General features: G+C 67.0%; 29 protein-coding genes, 1 tRNA gene and 1 riboswitch. Of the genes, 16 read left to right on the forward strand and 14 right to left on the reverse strand.

Features of this window, described 5'->3' with window-relative positions; genetic code table 11:
* Positions 1–13: 13 nt before the first annotated feature.
* A complete protein-coding gene (locus NSQ78_RS08135) occupies positions 14–283 on the forward strand; it encodes a hypothetical protein (protein WP_005415995.1) in 270 nt (89 codons plus the stop codon).
* A gap of 21 nt (positions 284–304) precedes the next feature.
* Here NSQ78_RS08135 and NSQ78_RS08140 read toward each other — a convergent pair whose 3' ends face one another.
* The 3 genes from NSQ78_RS08140 to NSQ78_RS08150 are packed head-to-tail and all read right to left on the reverse strand — an operon-like array spanning position 305 to position 1,911.
* Complete coding sequence (locus tag NSQ78_RS08140) at positions 305–454, reverse strand: hypothetical protein (RefSeq protein ID WP_193405555.1); 150 nt, start codon at positions 452–454, stop codon at positions 305–307.
* 9 nt (positions 455–463) lie between these two features.
* The gene (locus tag NSQ78_RS08145) at positions 464–1,537 is read right to left on the reverse strand and encodes a hypothetical protein (protein ID WP_064238070.1); all 1,074 of its coding nucleotides are present in this window, start codon (positions 1,535–1,537) and stop codon (positions 464–466) included.
* On the reverse strand, positions 1,486–1,911 hold the full coding sequence (locus NSQ78_RS08150) for a hypothetical protein (RefSeq protein ID WP_223224863.1): 426 nt from the start codon (positions 1,909–1,911) through the stop codon (positions 1,486–1,488). The genes NSQ78_RS08145 and NSQ78_RS08150 overlap by 52 nt, the downstream gene beginning before the upstream one ends.
* Before the next feature lie 82 nt (positions 1,912–1,993).
* Here NSQ78_RS08150 and NSQ78_RS08155 point away from each other — a divergent pair, with 82 nt between their 5' ends.
* Positions 1,994–2,827: an AraC family transcriptional regulator gene (locus tag NSQ78_RS08155; RefSeq protein ID WP_339208342.1), complete on the forward strand. Its 834-nt coding sequence runs from the start codon at positions 1,994–1,996 to the stop codon at positions 2,825–2,827.
* 3 nt (positions 2,828–2,830) lie between these two features.
* Here NSQ78_RS08155 and crcB read toward each other — a convergent pair whose 3' ends face one another.
* Positions 2,831–3,223, reverse strand: coding sequence for a fluoride efflux transporter CrcB (gene crcB, locus NSQ78_RS08160; protein ID WP_064238075.1), 393 nt, complete (start codon positions 3,221–3,223; stop codon positions 2,831–2,833).
* Between the two features lie 81 nt (positions 3,224–3,304).
* A riboswitch (Fluoride riboswitch) is annotated at positions 3,305–3,367 on the reverse strand.
* Positions 3,368–3,389: 22 nt separating this feature from the next.
* On the reverse strand, positions 3,390–3,791 hold the full coding sequence (locus NSQ78_RS08165) for a hypothetical protein (protein ID WP_049468541.1): 402 nt from the start codon (positions 3,789–3,791) through the stop codon (positions 3,390–3,392).
* 111 nt (positions 3,792–3,902) lie between these two features.
* Here NSQ78_RS08165 and NSQ78_RS08170 point away from each other — a divergent pair, with 111 nt between their 5' ends.
* Positions 3,903–4,112, forward strand: a complete 210-nt coding sequence (locus tag NSQ78_RS08170; protein ID WP_080375681.1) for a hypothetical protein — start codon at positions 3,903–3,905, stop codon at positions 4,110–4,112.
* Positions 4,113–4,464: 352 nt separating this feature from the next.
* The gene (locus NSQ78_RS08175) at positions 4,465–4,701 is read left to right on the forward strand and encodes a hypothetical protein (RefSeq protein WP_049468543.1); all 237 of its coding nucleotides are present in this window, start codon (positions 4,465–4,467) and stop codon (positions 4,699–4,701) included.
* 9 nt (positions 4,702–4,710) lie between these two features.
* On the opposite strand, the gene NSQ78_RS08180 is transcribed toward NSQ78_RS08175, so the two are convergent.
* Both NSQ78_RS08180 and NSQ78_RS08185 read right to left on the reverse strand, forming a co-directional pair.
* Entirely contained in the window at positions 4,711–5,751 is a 1,041-nt protein-coding gene (locus tag NSQ78_RS08180; protein WP_064238077.1) for a 4Fe-4S dicluster domain-containing protein, read from the reverse strand.
* Positions 5,748–6,035, reverse strand: coding sequence for a hypothetical protein (locus NSQ78_RS08185; protein WP_049468548.1), 288 nt, complete (start codon positions 6,033–6,035; stop codon positions 5,748–5,750). The genes NSQ78_RS08180 and NSQ78_RS08185 overlap by 4 nt, the downstream gene beginning before the upstream one ends.
* 179 nt (positions 6,036–6,214) lie before the next feature.
* Between NSQ78_RS08185 and NSQ78_RS08190 the strand changes: the two genes are divergently transcribed.
* Positions 6,215–6,655, forward strand: a complete 441-nt coding sequence (locus NSQ78_RS08190; protein WP_049468550.1) for a group III truncated hemoglobin — start codon at positions 6,215–6,217, stop codon at positions 6,653–6,655.
* A gap of 44 nt (positions 6,656–6,699) precedes the next feature.
* Entirely contained in the window at positions 6,700–8,109 is a 1,410-nt protein-coding gene (gene hemN / locus NSQ78_RS08195; RefSeq protein WP_053463579.1) for an oxygen-independent coproporphyrinogen III oxidase, read from the forward strand.
* A gap of 21 nt (positions 8,110–8,130) precedes the next feature.
* Here the strand turns inward: hemN and NSQ78_RS08200 are convergent.
* Positions 8,131–8,217: transfer RNA gene (locus NSQ78_RS08200), tRNA-Leu, on the reverse strand.
* 131 nt (positions 8,218–8,348) lie between these two features.
* Here NSQ78_RS08200 and NSQ78_RS08205 point away from each other — a divergent pair.
* From NSQ78_RS08205 to NSQ78_RS08220, 4 genes are all read left to right on the forward strand, one after another.
* Positions 8,349–8,783 (forward strand): BLUF domain-containing protein, encoded by a 435-nt coding sequence (locus tag NSQ78_RS08205; RefSeq protein WP_049468552.1) that lies wholly within the window; start codon positions 8,349–8,351, stop codon positions 8,781–8,783.
* A gap of 142 nt (positions 8,784–8,925) precedes the next feature.
* Positions 8,926–10,212: a nucleotide sugar dehydrogenase gene (locus NSQ78_RS08210; protein ID WP_064238079.1), complete on the forward strand. Its 1,287-nt coding sequence runs from the start codon at positions 8,926–8,928 to the stop codon at positions 10,210–10,212.
* A 55-nt stretch (positions 10,213–10,267) separates the two neighbouring features.
* Positions 10,268–11,890 (forward strand): FMN-binding glutamate synthase family protein, encoded by a 1,623-nt coding sequence (locus tag NSQ78_RS08215; protein ID WP_064238081.1) that lies wholly within the window; start codon positions 10,268–10,270, stop codon positions 11,888–11,890.
* Positions 11,891–11,974: 84 nt separating this feature from the next.
* On the forward strand, positions 11,975–12,436 hold the full coding sequence (locus NSQ78_RS08220; RefSeq protein ID WP_064238083.1) for a GNAT family N-acetyltransferase: 462 nt from the start codon (positions 11,975–11,977) through the stop codon (positions 12,434–12,436).
* 37 nt (positions 12,437–12,473) lie between these two features.
* Here NSQ78_RS08220 and NSQ78_RS08225 read toward each other — a convergent pair whose 3' ends face one another.
* Together NSQ78_RS08225 and NSQ78_RS08230 are read right to left on the reverse strand one after the other, a co-directional pair.
* The gene (locus NSQ78_RS08225) at positions 12,474–13,721 is read right to left on the reverse strand and encodes a TIGR03862 family flavoprotein (RefSeq protein ID WP_064238085.1); all 1,248 of its coding nucleotides are present in this window, start codon (positions 13,719–13,721) and stop codon (positions 12,474–12,476) included.
* Positions 13,708–14,142 carry an FKBP-type peptidyl-prolyl cis-trans isomerase gene (locus NSQ78_RS08230; RefSeq protein ID WP_053463440.1) on the reverse strand — a complete coding sequence of 145 codons (435 nt, stop codon included), beginning with the start codon at positions 14,140–14,142 and terminating at the stop codon, positions 13,708–13,710. The genes NSQ78_RS08225 and NSQ78_RS08230 overlap by 14 nt, the downstream gene beginning before the upstream one ends.
* A gap of 69 nt (positions 14,143–14,211) precedes the next feature.
* Between NSQ78_RS08230 and NSQ78_RS08235 the strand changes: the two genes are divergently transcribed.
* From NSQ78_RS08235 to NSQ78_RS08250, 4 genes are all read left to right on the forward strand, one after another.
* A complete protein-coding gene (locus NSQ78_RS08235) occupies positions 14,212–14,577 on the forward strand; it encodes a DUF6164 family protein (protein WP_049468563.1) in 366 nt (121 codons plus the stop codon).
* 357 nt (positions 14,578–14,934) lie between these two features.
* Positions 14,935–15,702, forward strand: coding sequence for a sulfurtransferase (locus tag NSQ78_RS08240; RefSeq protein WP_064238087.1), 768 nt, complete (start codon positions 14,935–14,937; stop codon positions 15,700–15,702).
* 220 nt (positions 15,703–15,922) lie between these two features.
* On the forward strand, positions 15,923–16,918 hold the full coding sequence (locus NSQ78_RS08245; protein WP_053463437.1) for an LLM class flavin-dependent oxidoreductase: 996 nt from the start codon (positions 15,923–15,925) through the stop codon (positions 16,916–16,918).
* 67 nt (positions 16,919–16,985) lie between these two features.
* Complete coding sequence (locus NSQ78_RS08250; protein WP_064238088.1) at positions 16,986–17,483, forward strand: pyridoxamine 5'-phosphate oxidase family protein; 498 nt, start codon at positions 16,986–16,988, stop codon at positions 17,481–17,483.
* Between the two features lie 807 nt (positions 17,484–18,290).
* Here the strand turns inward: NSQ78_RS08250 and NSQ78_RS08255 are convergent.
* A complete protein-coding gene (locus NSQ78_RS08255; protein ID WP_064238090.1) occupies positions 18,291–18,950 on the reverse strand; it encodes an exopolysaccharide biosynthesis protein in 660 nt (219 codons plus the stop codon).
* Positions 18,934–20,238, reverse strand: coding sequence for a hemolysin family protein (locus tag NSQ78_RS08260; RefSeq protein ID WP_032959200.1), 1,305 nt, complete (start codon positions 20,236–20,238; stop codon positions 18,934–18,936). The genes NSQ78_RS08255 and NSQ78_RS08260 overlap by 17 nt, the downstream gene beginning before the upstream one ends.
* Before the next feature lie 292 nt (positions 20,239–20,530).
* Between NSQ78_RS08260 and NSQ78_RS08265 the strand changes: the two genes are divergently transcribed.
* Positions 20,531–21,157, forward strand: coding sequence for a DUF47 family protein (locus NSQ78_RS08265; RefSeq protein ID WP_004152833.1), 627 nt, complete (start codon positions 20,531–20,533; stop codon positions 21,155–21,157).
* Positions 21,158–21,170: 13 nt separating this feature from the next.
* Positions 21,171–22,292, forward strand: a complete 1,122-nt coding sequence (locus NSQ78_RS08270; RefSeq protein ID WP_064238092.1) for an inorganic phosphate transporter — start codon at positions 21,171–21,173, stop codon at positions 22,290–22,292.
* A 248-nt stretch (positions 22,293–22,540) separates the two neighbouring features.
* Here the strand turns inward: NSQ78_RS08270 and NSQ78_RS08275 are convergent, their stop codons facing one another.
* Together NSQ78_RS08275 and NSQ78_RS08280 are read right to left on the reverse strand one after the other, a co-directional pair.
* Entirely contained in the window at positions 22,541–24,037 is a 1,497-nt protein-coding gene (locus NSQ78_RS08275) for a S10 family peptidase (RefSeq protein ID WP_057493676.1), read from the reverse strand.
* A 110-nt stretch (positions 24,038–24,147) separates the two neighbouring features.
* Positions 24,148–24,726 (reverse strand): GNAT family protein, encoded by a 579-nt coding sequence (locus NSQ78_RS08280; RefSeq protein ID WP_049464706.1) that lies wholly within the window; start codon positions 24,724–24,726, stop codon positions 24,148–24,150.
* Positions 24,727–24,893: the final 167 nt, after the last annotated feature.

Raw genomic sequence — 24,893 nt, forward strand, 5'->3', positions numbered from 1 at the left:
GAGCGATACGGAAATGAGCAAAGTCACGGCAGATGTGCGCTGGTTGACCTTCCGCTTGAAGAACGGGCAATCCATTGGCCCGGATCGGCTGAAGGACGGATGGGTCATCGCCTCGGAAACCGCCCGCTGCGGGGTGCGCCGCGAGCATATCGAAGGGTCGGGCCTGGTGTATGCCCTGTATGCGCCGGCCAACCTGGCCTCACCGCGGCGCGCGGAAATGCGCATGCGCGAATTCCTGATGAGCTCGGGCTACACCTTCACGATGGGCACGCTGGGCGGCTGATTAGGGCCGTCATCGTTGCGCTCACGCGGTCAGCGCCTGGCCCTGGATGCCGATCGGGCCGCGTGCATCGTGCAGCACCCTGCGGGTCAGGCCGAGGCCCCGGCGGTTGAACGCCCCCTGCCACCAGAGCAGCCCCTTCCGGCAGGTACTTGATGCGATGCGTTGCGGCACGCGCTGGACTCAGCGTTGCACTGCCTTCAAGGCGTCGACCACCTGCGCTCCAGAAAAACCGCAGTGACTTTCGCCCACCGGCGGCAGCACGCGTGGCAGCGGGCGTGCGCCAGCCCGTGCGGCCAATTGCGGATACACCGTCTGCATGTGCGGCACGATGGTCGGGTCGTTGTGGTTGAACTGGATCACCAGCGGTCGCTTCAGTGCGCCGGTCATTGCCAGCGTGCTGCGCACTTGCGCCTGCGCCGCAGGCACGGGATCGATGCGCTGCACGCCGGCATTGAACGCGGCGTCATCACCGAATCCGCTGTAGATCATGCCGATGTTGCCGATCGGCATGCCGCCGCTCCGTGTAGCCAGTTGGTGCAGGACCAGCGCGTGCAGGCTGATCGTGCCGGCCAGTGCATCAGGCGAGACCTGCAGCCGCCGCGCCAGTACTGCGGCGTGCGGCGGATCGCGCTGCAGCGCATTGGCGATGCCCTGGTACAACTCGCCCTGTGGCAGCGCGGCGGCTTCGCGCGATACCAGGCCGGCGGGCGGTAGCCCATCGGCCTTGGGGAAGAAGTAGTCGAATGCGACCAGCGTGGTCAGCAGATCGGACGCGATCTGTTCGCCACTGAGATTGGCGCCGCACAGCGACACACCGCCTGCGTAGTGTTGTGGGAAGCGCTCGAGGCTGCCGATGGTCACGGCACCGCCCATCGAGAATCCCAGCATCCAGGTGTGGCGGACATGCTTGAGTTCACCCACTGCCTGCTGGCGCAGGCGTTCCGTATCGGTGATCGCATCGACCACTGCCCAGCCCTGGCTGGCATAGGCGCTCTGCGCGACGGCGTAACCTGCTGCCAGCAGTGGCGCGGTGCTGTCATTGGCCGCCATGGGTGCGGTGCGCGGCACGCCGACCGGTTCGTAGCCATGGGCCAGCATCACCAGGTCGCCGTTCCAATTGGCCGGTACATCCAGCCGCCACGGTGCGCCCTGCAGCTCGCCGCTGAGCGTGCGTGTTGCTGGCGGTGGTGCAGCCAGCGATGTCATCCAAGGCAGCAGGCAGAGGGCAAGAACACATCGAAGCAAGGCGGGCATCGGGGCCATTCCATGCGGGAATGGCGCCGAGCATAGATCCCCGCACTACCTTGCGCGCGCTGCACTGCCGCAGGGCATTGCCGGTCGGGCGTACTGCGCTCCATGCTGGCGGCATGGCCCTGCACAGCACCGCATCGATTATCCGCATTCCTTTCGGGAAGGCGGGGTAGCGCGCGGTCATCACGGCCAAGCAACCCACCCGGGAAGGCGGGTTGCATACGGCGCTCTCCCGGGTAGTGGAATCCACCAAGGAGGGCATCCATCGCGCCCCGGATGGCGTTGACGTCGGTGGTGTTCTGGCCAGAGGACAGGGCGGTCAGCACCAGGCGGCCGTCGTCATGCTGGCGCAGCTGCATCAATTCGAGACGGATCACTCAGCCGCTGCCGCCCACTCAATCGCCGATTTCGATACGATCTGTCGCATTGAGTTCGCCTCGCTTGACCCGGAGTCCCGTCATGGTCGACCGCCTTGCCATTCTGCTGGAACGTTTCGCGGTCACCGCCTCGGTGTTCCATGCCGGCGCGCTGTGCGGCATCAACACGCTGGACGGCGAGGATGAGGCCTGCCAACTGCATTTGGTAAGGCGAGGCCCGCTCCAGGTCACGCATGGGCCGCATACCGTGCAGGTCGAGGTGCCGAGCCTGCTGCTGTATCCGCGGCCGCTGCCGCACCGCTTCGTTACCGATCCGCAGCACGGCGCCGACATGGCCTGCGCAAGCCTGCATTTCGAGGGCGGCCGGCTCAGCCCGATCAGCGCGGCGTTGCCCGATTTCATCTGCATGCCACTGACGGATCTGCATGGCGGCAATGCCGCGCTGGAGCTGCTGTTCGAAGAAGCCTTCGAGCAGCGCTGCGGGCGTGCGGCGATGGTCAACCGATTGTTCGAGGTGGTGATGATCCAGGTGCTGCGCCAGCTGATGGAAGGGGGCGAGATGCGGGGTGGCCTGTTCGCCGGGCTGGGTCATCCGCGGCTGCGGCTGGCATTGGTGGCAATGCATGAGGCGCCGGCGCAGTCGTGGACCCTGGAAGACCTGGCCGAGGTCGCCGGCATGTCACGCAGCGTGTTCGCCTCCAGCTTCCGCGAAGCCATGGGCACCACGCCGGGCCAGTACCTGCAGGGCTGGCGGGTGGGCCTGGCGCAGCAGGCACTGCGTCAGGGGCGTCCGTTGAAGCGGATTGCCGACGAGGTGGGGTATGGCAGCGAGGCGGCACTGTCGCGCGCGTTCAAGGCGCACACCGGGCAGTCGCCGCGGGAGTGGCGGGGGCAGGCGCGCGCGGGCGCGGCCTGAGCCTCAGCCCAGCACCAGCCGGGCCAGCTTCATGCCAGCGAACAGGCCGACCAGGCCCAGTGCCACCGAGCCGCCGGCATACAGCGCGGCCAGGCCGTGCTGCCCGCGCTGCAGCAGCACGCCGATTTCCAGCGCGTAGGTGGAGAACGTGGTGTAGCCGCCGAGGATGCCGGTGGCCAACAGCAGGCGCAGCTGCGGTGACGCGCCGTTGCGCAGGGCGAAGGCCTCGACCAGCGCGCCCATCAGCAGCGCACCGCTGATGTTGATCAGGAAGGTCGACCAGGGCCACGGACTGCCAGCGGCCACCCGCGCACCCATCAGGTTGCAGGCGTGGCGAACGCAGGCGCCGAGCCCGCCGCCGATGAAAACCAGGAGGTAGTTGTTCAGTGCGTGCATCACGTGCCTCGGGTGCGGGTTCGCTGATTCGATGGCGAACGCCGAGGGCAGGCACCGCCTGCCATCGACGAACGCCGGTTCGTCCTGGCAGGAGCCATCAGCCGTTCAGGCGGTTATCGGGGGAGCCCCATCCCCATCGCCGACCATGCTACCAGCGGCGGTGCATTCACGTCATGGAGGTCGTCAGCACCCGGATGACCTTGCTGCGGCTGAAGCCGTCCATCAGCAGCTCGAAGGCCAGCAGGTCCAGGGCCGCGTGGCGGCGATGGTCGATCTCCAGCCCTTTCTCCTCCACCAGGTGGCTGACCAGTTCGTAGGCGTCCTGCCAGACATCCAGGTGGGCCTGGCTGGGGATATAGGTGTTGCCCCGCTCACCGACGCCAAGCCCGCCCACGCCGTACAGCAGTTCGCGCGCGTCCAGCTTGGCCGCATCGGCGATGCGGAACAGCTGTTCGGCCTTCACGTGGGCGGGGCTGACATGGTCGTTGAGCCAGTTGCTGATGGTTGCCGTCGTCGAAGCGGCGGCGCGGGCCAGATCGGCCGGGCGCGGGTGGCCGGCTTTCTTCATGGCAATGGCGAGTCGTTGGCCGAGAGTATTCATCTATGCAAGCCAGCTTAACGCGTGGATCGCAAAGAACCCTTGTTCCAAGAATAAGTCTGGTTAACAGAAGGACCGACCGTGACCGATTTCTGGAGCAAGCGGCAGGTGCGCACCCGGCTGGGTTTCCGGACCGACGCCGAACTGGCGCGCTTCTTTGGCATAAGCCGATCCGCAGTGTCGCAATGGCCTCGGGATTTCCCGATTCCTGCGCTACGTCAATACATCCTGCATCAGCGATACCCCAACCTGTTCCCTGCAACTCAGGCAACACAGCCCGAACAGGCGTGAGTTACGCCGCCTTTTGTCGCATGCAACACCCCATGGGCCATTTGCAAAGTATGCTTAGCAACATAGGAAAGTTCGATGGGCACGGGATTGACCATCGACGATGCCTAACGGAGCGGCGGATGGAGGATGGAAGGCTGTGTCGGGTCCAGCCCATCCGGGGAACCCGCCTCCCCGTATGTACTTTCGTGAACGATTAATAATTTCAATCACGAAAGTCGCCGTATGTAATTGACCTGTCGTGAAATCTGTGACTAATTGGGATCAACCGGACGTGAAGCCCGGGAGTCTTTCAGTAGCTCGCAAGTGAGTCGGTAGACCGTCAACGATGCAGAACAAGTCCAACGGAGGTCGTATGGAATACGGCATGCATGGCTTGGCTGAACGGGTACGCCGCGAACTGGAAGCCAGTTATCACAAACACGGATGCGGTCCGGCGTTCTGGGATACCTACCAGCAGGTGCTTGACCGCCTGGTTCCGCAGGGGACCGAGCGCACCGAATTCACCAATGAAATGGCGCTCATCATCGAGCAGCTCGGCATCGTACGGCGTGCGCAGCTGGTTCCGCCGCACGCCAGCGGGCCGCGTTGACCGGTTGATTCACAGCAGGCGCCAGGCGCCGCAGGCCAGCAGCGCCAGCAGCATCGACAGCAGTGCCAGGGTCCGCGGTCGCCACCACTGCCGCGGTTGCCCGGCCATTGCCTGCGGACTGCAGTAGCGCACCAGGCCCGGCCCGAAACCGGCCTGGTGCTGTTCCTGCGCACAGGCGTCCAGACAGGCGCCACAGGCCAGGCAGTCGGCCTGCGGTCCCTGGCGGATGTCCAGCTGCATCGGGCAGGCGCGGACACAGGCGGCACAATCGCTGCAATCACCCAGGCGGTCTGCGCTGAAGGTCGGCATGGGTCCGGCCAGCAGCGGATGTGCCGCGCGGAACACGTAGTCCTGGGCGGTCACCGGGTCGAGCAGGCCGCGGCCGCGGCCCAGCACGCCGCCGAGGCCGGACGGGCGTGCGCCGCGCGGTTCGCCCCGGCGTGCGTCGTACAGCATCCGCGGAGTATGCGGATCGGTGAGCAACGGCTGCATGCGTGCAAACGGGCACAGCGACCGGCAGACCTGTTCGCGCAGCACGCCGGCATTGCCCCAGGTGGCTGCGGCATAGAACAGCACCCAGAACGTTTCCCAGCCGCTCCAGCCGACGCGCGGTGCCGCTGCCACCAGCTCGCTGATCGGGCTGAACAGGCCGACGAAGGTGATGCCGGTCCACAGCGAGAGCACCGCCCAGGCGACCTGGGTGGCGGGGCCTACGGCCGGCACCGGCAGCACCCGGGCCATGCAGCGTGCGATCCCGTCGAAGGCACGGCGCCACAGCGTCTGCGGGCAGGCATGGCCACACCAGACGCGTCCGGCCAGGTGGGTCAGCAGTGCAAGCCCCACCGCCATCACGGCCAGCATCCCGATCAGCACGCCGACGTCGCCTGGCCACAGCGTCCAGCCAAACAGGTCGAAGCGCCGTGCGTTGATGTCCAGCAGCACGGCCTGGTGGCCCTCCCATCGCAGCCACGGCAGGGCATAGAACAGGGCCAGCACGAGCACGCTGAGCGTGCCGCGCCAACGCCAGGGGCGGGTGGGCTTCGTGGTCATCCCAGTGGCAGCTCGTCGTCGTCGTCGCCGGGCATGGGCCGTTGCAGGTACCAGGTGACCGCGCTGGACAGTGCCGTCACCGTCCAGAACATGAAGAAGCCTGCCGTGTAGCCCAGTTCGCGGCTGATCGGCGTAGCCGGAAAGCTGATCGCCTGCAGCCGGAGCGGGTCGACGAAGGCGAAGAACACCACGCTGGCCACGCCGGCCGCGATGAAGCTTGGCCAGAGAATGGCACCCCAGTGCTGGATCAGCTGCTGGCGACGGCTGGGAGAGGGTCTGTTCATGCTTTCCCGGATCGGAATGAGGGCGGCGCGTATACTCCGCCGAGGCCGGCGCAGCATCCGCAGGGCATGTTTCCTGCAGGCGTGCCAGCCTAGGTGCAGTGGACCGCGCCGACATTGATCTGGATCAACGGTGGTGCCGGCCTGTCGCGGCACACTGCCGGCAAGCCCTGGGTGCCCCGATGAACGCAACACCGCCGCCTGTCCTTCCCGTCGCTTCGGCCGAGCTTTGCAGCGAGCAGGAAGTGACCCGCCTGGTCCACGATTTCTATGCGCGCGTGCGCGGGGAAGAACGGTTGGGGCCGGTGTTCGACGCGCATGTGCGCGACTGGCCGGAACACCTGGCGCAGCTGGTCGATTTCTGGTCTGCGATGCTGCGCGGTACGCGCCGTTTCAAGGGCTCGCCGATGTCCAAGCACATGGCCATCGAGCTGGACAAGGACCTGTTTGATCGCTGGCTGGCGCTGTTCCGCATCACCACTGCCGAGTGCGGCAATGCGCCGATGCAGGAACTGGCCAACGACGTGGCCGCGCGCATCGGTGACACCTTCTGGAAGCGCTACCAGATGCTGCGCTGGCCACAGGTCGGCCTGCCGGTGCTGGGGATCCCCGCCCGCGATTGATCTGGGTCAAGGCGGTTGCGGCCAGGCCGCGCGATGCTGGTCGCATGGACACGTTCTCTCCCGCCGCCGGTGGCCTGGCCTGGACCTTCGACCCCGACCTGCTGCGCCGGCACGACCGGCCAGGGCCGCGCTACACCTCGTATCCGACCGCACCGCACTTCCACGATGGCTTCGACGCACCGGCGCTGCGCCAGGCAATCGCCGACAGCAACCGGCTGGCCCGCGCGTTGTCGCTGTACGTGCACGTGCCGTTCTGTTCCAGTCCCTGCTTCTACTGCGGCTGCAACCGGGTGATCACCCGCGACCGCGGTCGTGGCCACAGCTATGTATCGCGCGTGCTGGCCGAGGCCGATCTGCTGGCACCGCAGTTCGAGGATGGCCGTGAGGTCATCCAGCTGCATCTGGGCGGCGGTACGCCGAACTTCCTCGATGCCGAGGCGATGACCACGCTGGTGGAAGGCCTGCGCCGGCGCTTCGACTTCAGCGATTCGCCGCAGCGCGATTTTTCGATCGAACTCGATCCGCGCTTCATCGATACCCATGACGTGGCGATGCTGGCACGGCTGGGCTTCAACCGGGCCAGCCTGGGCGTGCAGGATTTCGATCCGCAGGTACAGGAATCGATTAACCGCGTGCAGGGCGTGCAGCAGACGCTGGACATCCTGCGTGCGTGCCGTGACAGCGGCATGCGTTCGGTCAACGTCGACCTGATCTATGGGTTGCCGGGGCAGAGCCTGCAGGGATTCGGCCGCACCCTCGAACAGGTGCTGGCGCTGCGCCCGGATCGCCTGGCGGTGTATGGCTACGCGCATCTGCCGCATCTGTTCCGCGCGCAGAAGCAGATCGATGAACGCCGGTTGCCTTCACCGGAAGACAAGCTGGCGCTGCTGGGCCTGGCGGTGGAGAAGCTCTCGGCCGCAGGCTACCAGTACATCGGCATGGATCATTTTGCGCTGCCGGAAGAAGATCTCTCGCGCGCGCAGCGTGCCGGCCAGCTGCATCGCAACTTCATGGGCTATACCACCCATGCCGACACCGATCTGCTGGGCCTGGGCGTGAGTGCGATCAGCCACATCGGTGCCACCTACAGCCAGAACCCGCGCGACCTGCCGTCGTGGGAGGACGCGGTGGACCAGGGCCAGTTGCCGGTCTGGCGTGGCGTAGCGTTGAGTGCCGACGACCAGCTGCGCGCCGAACTGATCCAGCAGCTGATGTGCCAGGGCGAGGTGGACGGCGCCATGCTGGGGCAGCGCCATGGCATCGCATTCGAGCAGTACTTCGCCGAAGACCTGCGCTCGGTGCAGCGGCTGCAGGAAGACGGGCTGGCCGAATACCGCGACGGTGTGGTGCGCGCCAGCGAGCCGGGGCGGCCGCTGCTGCGGCTGCTGGCGATGTGCTTCGATCCGTACCTGCGTGCGGCGCATGAGCAGCCGCGCTACTCGCGTGCGATCTGACGCTGCGGGGTGCCAAAGGCGTGGTGCCCGGAGCCGGAATCGAACCGGCATGGGGTTGCCCCCGGCGGATTTTAAGTCCGATGCGTCTACCAGTTTCGCCATCCGGGCCTGCAGCGCGGCGCCGATTGTAGCCCAGCTGCGCATTTCCGGCCGGATTGCGGAACGGCGGCGGCATGCTTAACTGTCGCTCCCGTTCATGTCATAGTCCAAGCCATTGTTCCCAGGGGGGGAGCTGCCCGATGTCGCTGCACGCGATTGCCTATGCCAGTGAGGCCCGCGCCGATCTGCGGACAACCGATCTTGACCGCGTGCTGGCCGACGCCACGGCATTCAACCGGGTAGCCGGTGTCACCGGTGTGCTGATGTTCGATGGCAGCCGTTTCCTGCAGTACCTGGAAGGGCCGGAGGATGGCATCGATTCGGTGTACCAGCGCATCGTCAACGCGCGCAGCCATGGCCAGCTGAAGGTGCTGTGCCGGGCACCGGTGGCGCAGCGGGCGTTTCCGCGCTGGTCGATGGGCACCCGCCGCATCGAGGCGGAGCTGCTGGCACAGATCGTCGACGCCGCGTGGCCGGGCTTCCTGCTCGGCAGCGGTGGTTTCGAACGGCTGCTGCAGGCCTGGACCGGCGCCGACGGTGAACTGGAGCCGGCGGCGGTCGCGCTGGGTTCCTGACCCGCCTTGGCGGCGAGGCCCGCGGACCGTTACGCTGGGGCCTTTCTGGTGTGGATCATCCCGGGGTGGTACAGCGAATGAGCAGGTCGGCCGAAGCCATGCCAGCGCGCATGCGATTTCATCGGTTGCGCGGGATGCGCCAGTGAGCGCGCCGCTGTCGGCGGCGGAGTCGCCGCGTTTCGCGGTGATCGGGCTGGGCTACGTCGGGTTGCCGCTGGCCGTGGCCTTCGGCCGGCACTGGCCGACCCTCGGCTTTGACATCGATGCCGATCGCATCGCCGAGCTGCGCGATGGCCGGGACCATACGCTGGAAATGGAGGCCGACGAGCTGGCCAGTGCGCAACTGCTGCAGTACGGCAGCGAGCCGGACCTGCTGGATGCCTGCAACGTCTACATCGTCACCGTGCCGACGCCGATCGATGCGTACGAGCAGCCCGACCTGGAGCCGCTGCGTTCGGCCACGCGCCTGATCGCCAGCCATCTTCGCGCGGGCGACCTGGTGATCTACGAATCCACGGTGTATCCCGGCACCACCGAAGAAGTCTGCGTGCCGCTGCTGGAGCAGGTCTCCGGGCTGCGCTTCAACGTGGACTTCTACTGCGGTTACAGCCCGGAACGGGTCAGTCCCGGCGACCGCCATCGGCGTCTGGCCGACATCCGCAAGATCACTTCCGGTTCGACGCCGGAAGTGGCGGCGGTGATCGATGGCCTGTACCAGCGCATCATCGCCGCCGGGACCTTCCCGGCGCCATCGATGCGCGTGGCCGAAGCGGCCAAGGTGGTCGAGAACATCCAGCGTGACGTCAACATCGCGCTGGTCAATGAGCTGGCGCTGATCTTTGACCGGCTCGGCATCGATACCCAGGATGTACTCGATGCCGCCGGCAGCAAATGGAACTTCCTGCCTTTCCGGCCGGGGCTTGTCGGCGGCCACTGCATCGGCGTGGACCCGTACTACCTGCTGCACAAGTCCGAGAGCGTGGGCTACCACCCCGACCTGATCCACACTGCGCGGCAGGTCAACAACCGCGTCGGTGAACATGTGGCGTCGCGGGTGCTGGCGATGCTGGCCGAACGCGGCCGCGCACCCGCACAGTCGCGCATCCTGGTGCTGGGCGTGACCTTCAAGGAGGATTGCCCGGACCTGCGCAACAGCCGCGCGCTCGAGCTGGCGCAGCGCCTGCGTGATGCCGGCGCCGAGGTCGAGGTCAGCGACCCGTGGGTCGGCCCGGCGGCACTGGCCGATGCAGGCCTGGACTGGCGGCCCGAGCCGCAGGCGGGGCGTTACGACGCGGTGGTGCTGGCGGTGGCCCACGCCCGTTTCAAGGCGATGGGCGAGGCGCAGATCCAGGCGCTGCTGGCACCTGATGGCCTGGTCTACGACGTGAAATCGGCCTGGCCGCGCAATGTGGTTGACGCTCGCCTGTAAACGCCGGTGCTGGCCGGCGCGGTAGACTCGCAGGCAGTTGCAACCAAGGAACGCCATGCACCGGTATATCGTCTACCTGCTCGCCATCCTGATGTTTCCCATCTGCCTGTGGCTGGCCACGATCTGGCCGGCCTGGTACTGGGGCGTCGGCCTGACTGCCGCGATGGTGGCGCTGGGGACCTGGGACCTGCTGCAGAAGCGCAGCACGCTGCGCCGCAACTATCCGGTGATGGCGCATTTCCGCTACGGCCTGGAATCGATCGGCCCGGAGATCCGCCAGTACTTCGTGCAGAGCGACCTGGAGGACGTGCCGTTCTCGCGCCAGCAGCGTGCGCTGATCTACCAGCGCGCCAAGAACGAGATGGACACGGTGCCGTTCGGCACCCTGCGCAGCACCTATGCGGTGGATTATGAGTGGATCAACCACTCGCTGGCGCCGACCGCCATCGCCAAGCACGATTTCCGCGTGCTGATCGGTGCCAACTGTGCAAAGCCGTATTCGGCGAGCGTGTTCAATATTTCAGCGATGAGCTTTGGCTCCCTGTCGGCCAATGCGATCCGCGCATTGAACGAAGGCGCGCGGCGCGGTGGTTTCTACCACGACACCGGCGAAGGTTCGATTTCGCCGTACCACCGCGAGATGGGCGGCGATCTGGTGTGGGAGATCGGCTCGGGCTATTTCGGTTGCCGTGACGAGAAGGGCGGCTTCAGCGAAGAGCGCTTCATCGCCAATGCCACCCACGACCAGGTCAGGATGATCGAGATCAAGCTGTCGCAGGGCGCCAAGCCCGGCCACGGCGGCGTGCTGCCGGCACCGAAGGTGACCGCCGAGATCTCGGCCACCCGTGGCGTGCCAATGGGCGTGGACTGCGTCTCGCCGTCGCGTCACTCGGCCTTCTCCACGCCGGTCGAGCTGCTGCAGTTCGTGGCCCGGCTGCGCGCGCTGTCCGGTGGCAAGCCGGTTGGTTTCAAGCTGGCCATCGGCCACCCGTGGGAATGGTTCGGCATCGCCAAGGCGATGCAGGAAACCGGGCTGCTGCCGGACTTCATCGTGGTCGATGGTGCCGAGGGCGGCACCGGCGCGGCACCGGCCGAATTTGTCGACCATGTCGGCGTACCGATGCACGAAGCACTGCTGCTGGTGCACAACACCCTGGTCGGCCTGGACCTGCGCGAGCGCATCCGCATCGGCGCGGCCGGCAAGATCACCAGTGCATTCGACATCGCGCGCACCATCGCCCTCGGTGCCGACTGGTGCAACGCCGGTCGTGGCTTCATGTTCGCACTGGGGTGCATCCAGTCGCTGAGCTGCCACACCGACAAGTGCCCGACCGGCATCGCCACCCAGGACCCGGCGCGCTGGAAGCACCTGGACGCGCCGGACAAGGCCACCCGTGTGTACAGCTATCACGAGCACACGCTGCATGCGTTGAAGGAGCTGTTGTGTGCCGCGGGCCTGAACGATCCGGCCGAACTGGGGCCCGAGCACATCCTGCGTCGTGTCTCGCCTGTCGAGATCCGCTCGCTGGCCTCGCTCTACCGTTACCTGGAACCGGGCGAGCTGCTGCACAAGGTGCCCGACCATGCGGTGTTCCATGCGTTCTGGGCCGATGCGCGCAGCGACTCGTTCCAACCGCCGCCGAAGATCCAGGCGCTGCGCGCCAGCAAGTCGCGCTAATGTCCCTGTAGCGTCGAGCCATGCTCGACTGCTTGTCTGGAACGAAGAACAGTCGAGCAGGGCTCGACGCTACAAGGAGACGGCATGCAGTTCAGGACCGGCACCATCGATGATGTCGCCACGCTGTGGGCGCTGCGCACGCGTTGTGTGCGTGAAACCTGCAGCAGTCACTACCCTCCCGAGGTCATTGCACCGTGGTCGGCATCGCCGCCACCTTCACAGTACGCGCGGTTGCTGGGGCAGGGCGGTTGCGTGGTGGCCGAGGACGGGCAGGGCGGCCTGCTCGGTTTCGGCGTGTTTGATGCCGAGGCCAATGAGGTCGACGCGTTGTTTGTCGATCCGGATCGTGGCGGAAAAGGGATCGGCCAGGCGCTGATGCAGCGCCTATTGGCGATGGCCGATCGTGAGCGTGAGGTAGTGCTGTCGGCCTCGCTCAACGCGGTACCGTTCTATCAACGTCAGGGCTTTGTCAGCGTGCGCGAAGAGGCTTACCCGCATCCCAGCGGCGTGGCGCTGGCCTCGGTGAGCATGCGCCGGCCGTGGTGATGTAGCGTCGAGCTTGCTCGACGCTACAACGCAGGCATCACCGCCCGGCCAGCCACCCGATCACGCCCTCGGCCGCGCGCAGGCCACTGGCGTAACACGCGGTCAGCAGGTAGCCACCCGTCGGCGCTTCCCAGTCCAGCATCTCGCCGGCGCAGAACACGCCGGGCACTGCCCGCAGCATCAGGCCGTCGTCCATCGCATCCAGGCGCACGCCGCCGGCAGTGCTGATCACTTCGGCCATGGGTCGCGGCCGCAGCAGCCGCAGCGGCAGGCGCTTGAGCGTGGCAGCGACCGACGCTAGGTCGTTGCCCGCGTCCTTGCCGAGCAACTCGAACACCAGCGCGGCCTTCACCGCATCCAGCCCGGCCTGGCGGCGCAGGTGCTCACCGAAGCTGCGGCCCTTGCGCGGGCGCGACAGTTCGGCCACCAGGCGCGCCTCGTCGCGGCCCGGCACCAGGTCCAACCACAGCATGGCGTGGCCATCACGGTTGACGGTCTCGCGCAGATCCGCCGCCAGTGCGTAGACCAGGCTGCCTTCGATGCCGTATCCGCTGACCACGCATTCGCCCTGCAGCGACTGTGGTTGTCCGTCCAGGTCGATCCAGTGCGCGACCACCGGCTTCAACGGCGCGCCGGCGTTGCGCTGGGCGAAGAACGGCGTCCAGTCCACATCGAAACCGCAATTGGCCGACTGCAGCGGCGCGACATCCACGCCACGCGCCTGCAGGGCAGCGACCCAGGCGCCATCACTGCCCAGCTGTGGCCAGCTGCCGCCCCCCATGGCCAGCACGGTGGCATCGGCGTGAACCTCGATTTCGCCCGCTTCAGTGGAGAAGCGAAGCGCGCCGTCGTCACTCCAGCCGATCCAGCGATGGTTGGCATGCAGGCGCACGCCCTGTTCCTTCAGGCGGCGCACCCAGCCGCGCAGCAGCGGCGCGGCCTTGCGGTCGACCGGGAACACGCGGCCCGAGCTGCCCACATAGGTCTCCACGCCCAGGCCGGCGGCCCAGTCGCGCAGTGCCTGCGCGTCGAAGCCGTCCAGCCAGCGGCCCACGGCAGCGGCCTGTTCGCGGTAACGGCGGTCGAACAGCGGACGCGGATCGGAGTGGGTGAGGTTGAGCCCGCCCTTGCCGGCGATCAGGAACTTGCGGCCAGGCGACCCCTTCGCCTCGTACAGGTCGACGTCCAGCCCGGCGGCGCGCAGGCGCTCGGCAGCGAACAGGCCGGCCGGGCCACCGCCGATCACGGCAACCCGACGCGCATCGGCGGAATTACGGTTTGACATCAAGCAGCTCGACGTCGAACACCAGCGACGAACCGGCCGGAATCGGGCCGACCCCGCGGTCGCCGTAACCGTAGTCCGGCGGGATCATCAGCGTGCGCTTGCCGCCGACCTTCATGCCGGCCACGCCCTCATCCCAGCCGCGGATGACCTGGCCGGCACCGAGCGCGAAGGTGAACGGCTGGCCGTGCTTGAAGGAGCTGTCGAAGGTCTTGCCGTGCTTGGTCTCGGTGCGGTTGTCGTAGATCCAGCCGGTGTAGTGCACGGTGACCTTGGTGCCGGGAACGGCTTCGGTGCCGGTGCCGGCGACGGTATCGATGCGCTCGAAGGTGGTCAGGGTGCCCCCCGGCGGCGGGCCGGACGGTTCAGTCGAGCAGCCAGCGGCGGCGAGGGACAGCAGCAGGGGAAGCAGCAGGCGGCGCATCGGGCGTCTCCGGTAGGCGCAGGTCGAGGGCGGCAAGGGTAGCGCATCGGCGCCGGGTATCATGGCGGCATGGCAAAACTCCTGCTCAATCTGCGCAATGTCGGCGACGACGAATATGCCGATGTCTGCACGCTGCTCGACCAGCACGGCATCGCCTGGTATCGCACCGAACCCAGCCCCTGGGGCATTTCCAACGGTGGCCTGTGGCTGCGCGAGGACGCCGATCATCCGCGCGCGAAGGCGCTGATGGCCGAGTACCAGGCGGCGCGCGGCGTGCGCGTGCGGGCCGAGCGCGAGCAGGCGTTGCGGGATGGCACGGCGGAGACCTTCGGCAGCCTGTTCCGGCGGCGGCCGGTCTACGTGGTGCTGGTACTACTGGGGATGGTGGCTGCGGCGGCGCTGGTGCTGCTGCCGTTCGTGCTGTTGCGGGGGTAGAGCGTTCGGCCGGGTTGCACCCGGCACCCGCCGATGCAACGGCAACAGCAACAGCAGGCAATCCCTGGCGGGCAGGGCGGTGTGGACAGGCTGGACACGCCGTAAACCCCGCTCCGCGGTCCGGCCCAGCCGCTGGCGACTGTGCGTTCGGGCGCTTGCGACGCAGTGCTTCGCAAGCAAAGCGCCCTCACCCTTGGGGGCTCGATGGCGCCATCCATGGCGCCAACGGTCCCGCCTGCCCACACCGCCCTGCCTCTGACAGGTTTCGGGTGCCTGCCGGGGCCGGATCCCTCTGCCGTGCAGAGGGCGCTGACCCCCGAATCTGTCTGTGCGAGCGGGAGGCGCTAAAATGGCGGGATGATCGCCAACACCGCTGCCTACCATTTCGCCGTCATCGACCACCCCCAGGCCCTGTGCGACCAGCTGCTGGCGCGTGCCCAGGCGGCCGGGTTGCGGGGCACGATCCTGGTGGCGGGCGAGGGACTGAACCTGTTCCTGGCCGGTGCACCGGACGCGGTCGAGGACTTCTACGCGGCGCTGCGCGCCGATGTGCGTTTCGCCGATATGCGGGTCAAGACCAGCCTGAGTGAGCACCAGCCGTTCGCAAGGCTGAAGGCCAAGGTGAAGGACGAGATCATCAGCTTCCGTCGCGATGACGGCCAACCGCTGGACTATCCGCGCGCACCGGCGGTCGACCCGGCCACCGTGCAGCGCTGGCTGCGGCAGGGGCATGACGACGCCGGCAAGCCGGTGGTGATGCTCGATACCCGCAACCTGCAGGAAGTGGAGTACGGCACGTTCAAGGATGCGCTGGTGCTGCCCATCCACAAGTTCACCGAGCTGCCCGAGGCGCTGGCGCCGCACCGCGAAGCGTTGAAGGACAGCACGGTGGTCAGCTTCTGCACCGGTGGCATCCGCTGCGAGAAAGCGGCGCTGTGGATGGTCAACGACGGCATGGACAACGTCCTGCAGCTCGACGGCGGCATCCTGGGGTACTTCGAGGAGGTGGGCGGCGAGGGTTACGAAGGCCGCTGCTTCGTATTCGACGAGCGCATTGCGCTGGATGCGGAACTGAAGCCGATGGTCGACCAGCCGTTGCCGGAGCCGCGCCCGAGCGCGTTCTGACCGCGCTCCGGTAGAGCCGGCCGCTGGCCGAGCGCGAAGCCCTCTACCTGAATGCCGGCCAGCGGCCGGCACTACCAATCGCGCTTGTCGCGGATCAGGGCACCCGGATCGGCCCGGTCAGCGCCGAACCCGCGCCGCGGGAATCAGCATCCTGCCACCGGCACTGGCCGCTGCGCCCGGCCGACCCCATGCAGGGGGATCCTGTGACGGAAAACCGCTGATGATCCCGTTGTCGATCCTTGACCTGGCCCCGGTCTGCGAGGGCAGTGACACCACCGCCGCCTTCGCCAACATGCTGGAACTGGCCCAGCATGCCGATGCGCTGGGCTACCGCCGCTATTGGCTGGCCGAACACCACAACATGCCGGGCATCGCCAGCGCGGCCACGGCCGTGCTGATCGGCCACGTCGCGGGCGGCACGCGGCGCATCCGCGTCGGTGCCGGCGGCATCATGCTGCCCAACCATGCGCCGCTGCAGGTGGCCGAGCAGTTCGGCACGCTGGCGTCGCTGTATCCGGACCGCATCGATCTCGGCCTCGGCCGTGCGCCGGGCACCGATCAGCCGACTGCGCGTGCACTGCGCCGCTACTTTGACAGCGCCGACCAGTTCCCGCAGGACGTGCGCGAACTGCTGCACTACTTCGAGCCGGTACAGCCCGGGCAGGCGGTGCAGGCGGTTCCGGGCGGTGGCCTGCGGGTGCCGACCTGGATCCTGGGGTCCAGCCTGTTCGGCGCGCGCATGGCCGCCGCGATGGGCCTGCCCTATGCGTTCGCTTCGCACTTCGCGCCCGACGCCATGGACGAGGCGCTGGCGGTGTACCGCCGCGAGTTCCGCCCCTCGGCCACGTTGAAGCAGCCGCACGCGATGCTGGCCCTGAATGTCGTCGCCAGTGACAGCGAGGCCGAATCGCGCCGCCTGTTCACCAGCCAGCAGCAGAGTTTCGTCAACCTGCGCCGCGGCCGGCCGGGCAAGATTCCGGCGCCGATCGACGACATCGAAGCGTTCTGGGAGCCGCACGAAAAGCTCGGCGTGGAGCGGGCCCTGGCCTGCACCGTGCTCGGCGATCCGCAGCAGGTGGCCGATGGCATCGCCGCGTTCGTTGAGCGGCACTCGCCGGACGAGCTGATGCTCACCGCCAACCTGTACGACCACCGCGCGCGCCTGCGTTCGTTCGAACTGGCGATGCAGGCCTGGCACGCCCGCCACGCGGGCTGAACAATGGCGTCACGGCCCGTTGCAGCCGCGACGGGTCTGATGGGGGCTCTACCCATTGGAGCCTCCCATGGCGGATACCCGCGCCGAACACATCGCCCAGCTGGCCGAACTGATCAAGGACGTGGAGGTGGCGATGTTCACCACCACCGGCGTCGACGGGCGGCTCTACAGCCGACCGCTGGCCACCCAGCAGGTCACCTTCGACGGTGACCTGTGGTTCGTCATCACCGCCGACAGCCCGAAGGTTGCCGAGATCGCGCTTGATCCGCACGTCAACGTGGCCTATGCCTCGCCTTCGAAGAACACCTACGTCTCGGTGGCAGGGCGCGCGCGCATCGTTGACGACCGCGCGAAGATCGAGGAACTGTGGTCGCCATCGATGAAGCTGTTCTTCCCCGGCGGCAAGGATGACCCCAACCTGCGCCTGATCCACGTGCGGGCCGATTCGGCCGAGTATTGGGATGGTCCGGGCACGCTGCTGGGCAAGGCGTTGAATTTCGTGCTGTCGGCGGTGCAGGACGAGCCGGCGCACCTGGCCGACAACGGCTTCATCGATCTTCGGTGATGACCGATGTTCGGTACGGGTAGTGCCGGCCGCTGGTAGGCAGACCTGGAAACGTGGCAGCTACCAGCGGTAGCTCTACCGGGTTCCGGCTCAGAACCAGCGCTGGAACAGGTCCACCGTCGCGGCGATCCAGTTGAACAGCCTCAGTCGGTGATGCCCGTCGTCCCGTATTGGTAGTGTGGCCGCTGGTAGCAGACCTGGAAACGTGGCAGTACCAGCGGTCGGCTCTACCGGGTTCCGGCTCGGAACCAACGCGGGAACAGGTCCACCGTCGCGGCGATCCAGTTGAACAGCCTCAGTCGGTGATGCCCGGTGTCCGGGTATTGGTAGTGCCGGCTCAGAACCAGCGCTGGAACAGGTCCACCGTCGCGGCGATCCAGTTGAACAGCCTCAGTCGGTGATGACCGGTGTCCGGGTATTGGTAGTGCCGGCCGCTGGCCGGCAGACCTGGAAACGTGGCAGCCGGCCAGCGGCCGGCTCTACCGGGTTCCGGCTCAGAACCAGCGCTGGAACAGGTCCACCGTCGCGGCGATCCAGTTGAACAGCACCAGTCGGTGATGACCGATGCCCGGGTATTGGTAGTGCCGGCCGCTGGCCGGCAGACCTGGAAAGGTGGCAGCCGGCCAGCGGCCGGCTCTACCGCGTTCCGGTTCAGAACCAACGCAAGAACAGGTCCGCCGTCGCGGCGATCCAGTTGAACAGCCTCAGTAGGTGATGACCGGTGCCCGGTATTGGTAGTGCCGGCCGCTGGCCGGCAAACCTGGAAACGTGGCGGCCGGCCAGCGGCCGGTTCTACCGGGTTCCGGCTCAGAACCAGCGCTGGAACAGGTCCACCGTGTAACCCACCAGCTGCCCCGAACTGAAACCGAAGAAGGCGATCGCCGCCAACGCCGCGATCCAGTTGAACAGCATCAGCGCGCCATCGCGTTCCAGCAGCGCCAGCGAAAACAGCAGCAGCTGGAAGCCGAACAAGAAATTGGTGAAGGGAATCGGCAACGACAGCAGCAGGCCCAGCAGCACCAGCAGCAGGCCGCTGAAGGCGTGGGCGGGGAGGGGCGTCAGCAGCTGCGGCAGGCGTGGCCTCAGCATCCTGTCCAGGCGCCGCAGCGGCCGGTCGATGCGGTCCAGGAAACGGTGCATGGTGCCGCGCTTGGGCCCGCGGCGGGCGATGAAACCGGGCAGCCAGGGCCGTCGCAGGCAGAACAGCATCTGCAGGCCGATCAGGATCACCAGCGGGCCACTGACCGCGCCGCCCATGCCCGGGATCGGGATGAACGACGGCAGGATCGCCACGAACAGGAACACGCCGAACGCGCTCTGCTGCAGGTTGCCGAGAATCTGGCCCAGCGGCATGTGCTCGGCCGGGTCGCCGGAGGCAAACATCTCCAGCAGGGTGCGGATGCCCTCGTTGCGGTAGGCCGGGCGCTCGCCGCCTTGACCCTGGCCGGCCTCAGGCGGTGAGCTCATCGGCCTGCTCGTCGGACAGCGTGCGCAGCAACAGCTTGTCCACCCGCGCACCGTCCAGGTCGACCACTTCGAAGCGCCAGCCAGCCCAGTCGAAGTACTCGCCTGCGTGCGGGATGCGGCCGAAGTAGTGGATGCACATGCCGGCCAGGGTGTAGTAATCGCCGTCCTCGGCATCGGGCAGCTCGTTGCTGCCGATCAGCTCGCGCAGGTCTTCGATCGGCAGCGAGCCATCCACCAGCAGCGAACCGTCCTCGCGGGTCACCACCAGCGCGTCTTCATCGGCATTCTCCACCGCCTGCAGGCGGCCGACGACGGCGCCCATCAGGTCGCTGATGGTCACCAGGCCCTGGATCTCGCCGTACTCGTCCACCACCAGCGCCATCGACTGCTGTTCCTCGCGGAAGATCTCCAGCAGCTTCATCGCGTGGGTCGATTCGGAGACGTACAGCGGTTCGCGCAGGGTCTGGAACAGCGCGTTGTCGCCGCGCGCCATGCGCGTGGCCAGCGACTTCAGTTCAAGCACGCCGACCACGTCCATGTCGTTGTCGCGGTACACCGGGTACCGCGAGAACTCGTGCTCGGCCATGATTTCCAGGTTGCGCTCCAGCCCGGCCTGAGTGTCCAGCCAGGCAATGCGGTTGCGCGGGGTCATCAGGCTGTCGGCGGTGCGGTCACCCAGGCGCATGACACGGTTCATCATGTCGCGCTCGTGGGCGTCGATCACGCCGGCTTCATGGCTCTCGGCCACGAGCATGCGGATCTCTTCTTCAGTCACCGAGGCGACTTCATCCTTGCCCAGGCCGAACAGGCGCAGCACCAGCTGGGTGGTCTTGGACAGCAGCCAGACGAAGGGCAGGGCCAGCTTGGCCAACCAGCTCATCGGCATCGCGACCAGGCCGGCAATCGCCTCTGAGCGGGTCAGCGCCAGGCGCTTGGGCACCAGTTCGCCGAAGATCAGCGTGATGAAGGTGATCAGGCTGACGGCCAGTGCGGTACCGATGTTGCCCGCGTACGCAAACCCCGGCATCAGCCCCTGGATCCAGCCGGCGAAGGCCTCGCCCAGCGCCTCACCGCCGAGGTAGCCGGTCAGCACGCCGATCACGGTGATGCCGATCTGCACGGTGGACAGGAAGCTCTCCGGCTTCTCCGACAGCTCCAGCGCCTTGGCCGCGCGCTTGGAGGTGGCAGCCATCTGCTTCAGGCGGCTCTTGCGCGAGGTCATGACCGACATCTCGGACATGGCGAAGAAGCCGTTCAGCAGAACAAGCGCGAAGACAATCAGGATCATTTCAAACACGGGCGTCGTCCCCGGTTGGTGGCAGGGAGGGCGGGTGCTTGCGATGGCGGCAGGCGCTCAGGAACGGGGTCCGGCGCGGCGCAGGGGGATAAGGGTCGTCGTCCATAAGGTGCGCCCGAAGGCGCGCTGGCATCTTAGCAAAGGGGCGTGGCAGGGTGGCAACCGCCTGTTCAGGTTGGGGGTTCCGGCGCCCCGAAAGGGGGCGGGGATACCCGTGATGGTCATCTAGCCGTCATAATTCCGTCTGGTGCCGTCCTTCCCGCGACGGCTGACAGGTTTCTCAATGTTCTCTCTGCAGACCATTTTCGGTTCCGGCAAACAGTTCTACACCCTGCTCGATGAGGCTGCCGTCGCGGCGTCCGACGCCGCCAAGGCACTGCATTCCATGCTGCGCGAGGCCGATCGCCAGCCCGCGCTGGACGCCTTCAAGCTGGCCCGCCTGCGCGAACGCGCCGCCTCGGACAAGATCAGCCAGGCGCTGGTGGACAGCTTCATGACCCCGATCGAGCGCGAAGACATCGAAGCGCTGGGCTCGGCGCTGTACAAGATTCCGAAGCAGATCGAGAAGTTCGCCGATCGCTATTCGCTGGCCACGACGCACCTGGAGCACATCGACTTCGCGCCGCGCGCGGCGATGCTGGAACAGGCCGCCGGCGTGGTGGTGGAGATGGTGGCCGACCTGCGCCACATGAACCTGGACCGGATGACCGCGCTCAACGAGAAGCTGCGCTCGCTGGAGAACGAGGCCGACCGCCTCATGCTCGAGCTGTACCGCGACATCTATTCGGGCCGCCTGGACAACCTGCAGATGTTCCTGCTGAAGGAATTCTTCGAGATCCTGGAAAAGGCCATCGACCGTTGCCGCGAGGCCGGCGTGGTGGCGTACCAGATCGTGTTGAAGAACAGCTGACGGACGCCGCCGCATGTTGACCCTTGTCCTGGTGGTGATCCTGGCCGCGCTCGTCTTCGAGTTCATCAACGGCTTCCACGACACTGCCAACTCCATTGCCACGGTGGTGGCGACCAAGGTGCTCTCGCCCGGCTGGGCGGTGATGCTGGCCGCCTTCATGAACCTCATCGGTGCGCTGACCGGCACCGCGGTGGCGTTGACCATCGCCTCGGGCCTGCTCAACACCAACGTGGTCGAGGTCACCCCGCAGGTGATCCTGTGCGCCCTGCTGGGCGGCATCATCTGGAACCTGATCACCTGGTGGAAGGGCCTGCCGTCCTCGTCCTCGCACGCGCTGATCGGTGGCCTCTGCGGTGCCGGCCTGGCCGCGGCCCACAACAACTGGGACGCGCTGATCTGGTCCGAGCGCCTGGGCAGCTGGGCGCAGAACAAGGGCCTGCTGTGGAAGGTGTTCGTGCCGATGATCACCTCGCCGATCGCCGGCTTCCTGCTCGGCATCGTGGTGATGGTGCTGCTGTGGGCGCTGATCGCCGGCCTGGCCAAGATCGGTGGTGCCATCGGCCGCCTGGCCCGTCCGCGCATCGTCAACGCGTTCTTCGGCAAGGCGCAGATCGCGTCGGCGGCCTACATGGGCTTTGCCCACGGCCACAATGACGCCCAGAAGACGATGGGCATCATCGCCATGACCCTGATCGGTGCCGAAGCCACCGGCGCACTGGATGACCTGCCGTCCTGGCTGGCCTTCATGCACCCGGATGCGCATGCCGGCGACGGCATCGCGATGTGGATCGTGCTGACCTGTGCGGTGGTGATGGCGGCCGGTACCGCTTCGGGCGGCTGGAAGATCATCAAGACCCTGGGCCACAAGATGGTCAAGCTGCACCCGATCCACGGTTTCGCCGCGGAGACCAGCTCGGCCACCATCCTGACCCTGGCGGCCCACTTCGGCATGCCGGTCTCGACCACGCACAGCATCTCCACCGCGATCATGGGCGTCGGTTTCGCCAAGAACCCGCGTTCGCTCAAGTTCGGCGTGATCGAGCGCATCGTCTGGGCCTGGATCCTGACCATCCCGGCGGCCGGCGGCTGCGCCTACCTGATCCTGAAGCTGTTCGAGCTGTTCGGCTGGACCTGATGCCCGCAGCCCTGGGGTCAGAGCCCTTCCCCTGAGGAAAGGGATCTGACCCCGACAATCGAAAAAAGCCCGCCGGATTCCGGCGGGCTTTTTTCATGGCAGATCATTCTTCGGTATCCAGTGTGTCGACCAAGGTCGACACCCACCAACAGCAGCAGGAACCTCGCCAGCCCTCAGGAAGCCCGCTTTTGCCGTTGATCTTGCCGTTGCAGTCAGCGGGTGCCGGGCCGCAGGCCCGGCCGAACCCCTCAATTCCGTTGGAACAGGGCCTGCACATCCTTGCGGAACGCCGCCTGGCTGTCGGCCCGGCTGTAGAACATGTGCCCGCCCGGATAGCTGCGTACCTGCACCCGGTCCGGATTGCTGCCCATCGTCGGCATCTGGTCCACGGTCAGGATCGATCCCATGAACGGGCACGACAGGTCGTTCCAGCCATGCACGATCAGCACCTGCAGGTGCGGGTCGATCGCCACTGCCTGGCGCAGCTGGGTCACCGCACCCTGGCGCAGCTCGCCATTGCGGTCCCACAACCGGTTCACGTCGTAGTTCAGCGCCTGGTAGCGCGCATCTACTTTCCAGCCGACCACGCGTGTCACGAAGTCGACCATCGCCGTGGTGGTCGGCGCGATGATGCTGTCCAGCAGCGGATCGTTGGCGCGCTGTTCCGGATCATTCGGGAATGGGTCGAACGCGGTCACGTTGGAGTCGTAGCGGCTGCCCAGCGTGCCCTTGTCGCGGAACACTTCGCGCAGGTAGGCCTGGGTTTCCAGGCGGCCACCGGCACGGCGCACGAACTGCGGGTCCAGCCCGGTCAGCTCGGTCACCCGGCGCAGCATCGCCTCGGTCGCCTGCGGATCGCTGCGGCCCTTCATCAATGCGGTGGCGTAGTCGCCACGGGTGTACTCCACCACCTCACGCATCGCCGCATCGGTCAACCTGCCCTGGCGCTCCAGGTGCGCGGCAGCAATCGACGGCAGCGTCTGCATCCACGCCATCGGCGAGACGTCGGCGTTGTCTTCCAGGGTCGGGCTCAGGTAGGGCGAAACCAGCACCAGGCCGTTCATCGCCACGCCCAGCCGGGTCTGCAGGAAGTGGGTGATGCGCGGGCCACGGTAGCCACCGTAGCTCTCGCCGGTCAGGTACTTGCGCGATGCCATGCGCTGGTTGCGCAGCAGCCAGTCGTAGATCGAGCGCGACAGGTATTCGATGTCGGCGGCAGGGTTGTACAGCTGCTTCTTCGCTTCCTCGTCGCCAATGCGCGCGCGGCTGAAGCCGGTGCCGACCGGATCGATGAACACCAGGTCGGTGAAGTCCAGCCAAGTACCCGGGTTGTCGTGCAGGGTCGCCGGCGCCGACGCGCTGTCACCCTCGGAGCCGAAGGTCACCACCTTGGGTCCGATCGCGCCCATGTTGAGGTACACCGACGACGCGCCGGGACCGCCGTTGAGCGCGAAGGTCACCGGCCGGTCCTTGCCCGGCATCGTATAGGCGGTGAACACCACATCGGCGATCACCTTGCCCTTGGCATCGCGCACCGGCAGGGTGCCGACGGTGGCGGTGTAGTCGAGCGTGCGACCTGCCAGGCGCATGCTCTGGCGCGCCGAGGCATCGGCGGGCAGCGCAGGCGCTTCGGTCTTGTCGTCTTTCGGGTCGGGCTTGGGGTCGGCGTCGGGCGCCGCCAGCACGCTGGCAGGGGCGACGAGCAGGCCGACGCAGAGCGCGGCAGTGTGCAGCAGGGACTTCATGGCACCGGATCGGCAGCGGAAGGGGATTCCGATGCTAGGCCGGTGGCAGCCCATGCCGTATGTGTCCAAAGGCATGGCGTGGCGTTGTGGCCACGACTGGCCAGATTGGGTCAAGCCGGCAGGGTGGCGGCCGCTTCGTCATCGGCCAGCAGGCCATAGACGGCCGAGTCGGCCAGTTCCCCCTGGATCCGCCAGCGCTGGCGCAGCACGCCTTCGCGATGAAAGCCGAGGCGTTCGAGCACGTGCGCGGACGGCGCATTGCGCGGATCGATCTCGGCTTCCACCCGATGCAGGTGCAGGGTGCGGAACAGGTAGGCCAGCACCTGTTGCAGGGCCTCGTGCATGTAGCCCTGTCCCTGCCGATCAGGCGACAGCAGGTAGCCGATCTCGGCGCGCGCTGCATCGCGGTCCACCGCGAACACCACGCAGATGCCCAGCAGCGGGCCCTCCAGAGATTCACGCACCGCCAGCTTCAGCTGGCTGCCGATGGCTTGGGCGGCCAGATCATCGTCGATCTGCGCGCGTGCTTCGGCCTGGCGTGTCCAGGCCGGATGGTTCCACCAGCGCATCACATCGGGGTTGGACTGCAGCGTGAACAGCGCGGCGGCGTCGTCACGGCGGATCGGGCTCAGGACCAGCCGTGCACTGTGCAGCGGCAGGCCGGGGAACAGCAGCGAGTGGCTGGCCAATACGATGGTCCACACGGGTGGACGCGCATTATGGCGCTGCCGGGTTTGCCGATGGGGGCGTAATGCCAAGGGCGCATGAACCGGTAGTGCCGGCCGCTGGCCGGCCGTCGAGGTTGCCGGCCAGCGGCCGGCACTACCGGGCAACCGGGTCAGAGCCGTTTCCTGTC

The sequence above is a fragment of the Stenotrophomonas sp. FSL W7-1447 genome (genome assembly GCF_037966425.1).
In the GTDB taxonomy this organism is placed as follows: Bacteria; Pseudomonadota; Gammaproteobacteria; order Xanthomonadales; family Xanthomonadaceae; genus Stenotrophomonas; species Stenotrophomonas pavanii.